At 60.8% G+C, this 2495-nt stretch carries 2 protein-coding genes; one reads left to right on the top strand and one right to left on the bottom strand.

Annotation, left to right across the window (positions count from 1 at the left end; all coding sequences use genetic code 11):
* Positions 1–555: IS256 family transposase (locus WT24_RS02060; protein ID WP_156441729.1), on the top strand; the 555-nt coding region annotated here is incomplete at its 5' end.
* A 340-nt stretch (positions 556–895) separates the two neighbouring features.
* Here the strand turns inward: WT24_RS02060 and WT24_RS02055 are convergent.
* On the bottom strand, positions 896–2311 hold the full coding sequence (locus tag WT24_RS02055; RefSeq protein WP_060030820.1) for an ISNCY family transposase: 1416 nt from the start codon (positions 2309–2311) through the stop codon (positions 896–898).
* Positions 2312–2495 lie beyond the last annotated feature (184 nt).

The following is a 2495-nucleotide window of genomic DNA, read 5'->3' as shown; positions in this document are numbered from 1 at the left end:
CGCGGCGTTCACGACATCCTGATTGCCGTCACTGACGGGCTCAAGGGCATGCCCGAAGCGCTGGCCGCCGTATTCCCCGCCACCACGCTGCAGACCTGCATCGTCCACCTCATCCGCAACAGCCTCGATTACGCCAGTTGGAAAGACCGCCGGGGACTGGCCGCGGCGATCAAACCGATCTACGCCGCGCCCAGCGCGGAAGCCGCTCAGGCCGAACTCGATGCGTTTGCGGATGGGCCGTGGGGCCAGAAATTCCCGACTGTCAGTAGCGCGTGGCGCAACGCCTGGGATCGCGTGATCCCGTTCTTTGCGTTCCCTCCGGGTGTGCGCAAGATCATCTACACGACGAACGCGATTGAAAATATCAACTCGCAGCTGCGCAAGATCATCAAGACCCGTGGCCACTTCCCGAGCGACGAGGCCGCGACCAAACTCATCTGGCTGGCCTTGCGCAACATCACCGCGAATTGGGGAAGTGCCGCGCATGACTGGAAGACGGCCATGAACCAGTTCGCTATCCTTTACGCAGATCGATTCGTTCGGCCTTCCGTGTAATTACTCAACCTGCCTTGAACACGGAAATCCTGACACCCCCCATCCAAGCGGTTCAAATCGGTGTGCAACGCCCCTACCCTAGCCCCTTTCAGGTTCGTGCGTGCCGATTGAGTTTCCTGCCTACCCGATATATGAGCACTCGATGCCCCTCGTCCCAGCCCGCCAGCTTGTTCTTTCGATTCTCAAGAATCCGGCTTAGATTGCTACACTTCACTGACCCGCATGTCATACCCGGATTCAGATGTCGTAGCGCCAGCTACATACAGATGTCGCATGTTTCATCGGCCTTTCCATCCTTTAACGTTGAAGCGCCGAGCTTGAAGCAGCAGGGCGCTTACGTTCACCCGCGGGCCTTCGCAGACCGCTGCTCAGTTCCTGCTTTTGATGCGACCTCCAGAATCGCCGTCTCCATGTCAGCCGCTGTGAACCGGCGCGGTTTCTTGGTGCCGGGTTGCGCTTCGTTCTCCCGCACCGGAAGCCCTCGATGCGTTCGCGACGGTGCGGTCCCGATCCGCCGGCTGTCGCGCTGCGCTTGAAACGCTTGCGCCACTTGCAGCGCGTGACTCAGGCTCTTGTGGTCCACGATGGCGCCTTGATCGACCTCCGCCAGCCGGTCATAGGACTGAGCTGCCAGAATCTGACCGGCTGCCCGGATTTCGATCCGACCATCCGGGTACTCCCACACCTCGACGTCGCGATGTATCCACGCTCGATTCCCCGGCGTATCGTCCAGCAGGTACAGCACCCGGTCGTACTGCGCCGTCAACGCCTTCGTCACCCGGCGTGTCTCACGCCAAGTCAGCATCAGATCCAGATTCTCGTCGGATCGCAGAGGCCGGTGCGCATCAAAGCCGCTGCGTGGCGGCTTCGCGAAGCGCGCGTTATACGTGGCGATGAAGGAGGGCGCATAAGCATTGGCATCCGCTACCGTGCTAATCCCGCGCAAGCGTAGCTCCTTGACCAATCGGTCCTGCAGCGTCAGGTGCGCACGCTCGACACGCCCCTTGGCCGAGCTGCTGTTTGCGCAGAACGTGTCGATGTTCAGCTCATACATCGCGCGGCCGAAGTGCGTCACGCTCTGGCCGGTCTTGCCGGCGCTCGTATTGCGAAACACGCTGTATTTGTCGCTGTAGAACGCTACCGGCTTGCCATGGCGCTCCAGATATGCCCGCGTGGCCTCAAAGTAGCTGAAGGTCGATTCGGTCTGCGTGAAATGCAGCATCATCAACCGGCTCGTCGCGTCGTCCACATACACCAGCAGCGTGCAGGCCGGCGCCCGTTCCTCGAACCACCGATGATCGCTGCCGTCGATCTGGATCAGTTCGCCCAGGCACGCGCGTCGGGCTCGTGGCTGATACACCTTCGGCGGCCGCTGTCGACGCGGAATCCAAAGCCCGGCGTCCGTCATCAGCTTCCTGACCGTCTCCTTGGCCAGCCGAATGCCGTGGCACTCCCAGAGCTTCTCGCACGCCAGCGTCGGCCCGAAATCAGCGTAGCGCTCGCGAATAACGGTCAGGGCACGTAACGCCAGCCCGTCGTCGAGCTTGCGGTTGCCCGGCCGGCCGCGACGGCCCGAGGCTACGCCGCTGGCTCCTTGCTCTCGATATCGGATGATCAGCCGTTCCACCTGGCGCACGCTCAGGCCCAGCCGTTCGGCTGCACGTCCCGGCTTCAAGCCCGTATCCACCACAGCCTGGATCACCTTGAGTCGATCAAGCTCTCGCATCGTCAGTGTCACCAATCCGGCTGGCTGCATGGTCGGCTCCCGTGCTTGCTCAACGAGCCGTCCAGCATGCCAGCAATCAAAAACACGACATCTGTAAATAGCCAGAACACGACATTAGGATATAGCTGCTACACCGCATGTCATACCCGGATTCAGATGTCCACCTTCGAGCCATTTAAAAATGTCCGGTTTCAAGGTTGGTTTTGCAGCGTTT

Origin of the sequence: Burkholderia sp. MSMB1078WGS (assembly GCF_001528895.1) — a bacterium.
GTDB lineage: Bacteria > Pseudomonadota > Gammaproteobacteria > Burkholderiales > Burkholderiaceae > Burkholderia.
Note: the sequence above shows the minus strand (reverse complement) of the source record. Positions and strands in the feature narration are given on the sequence as shown.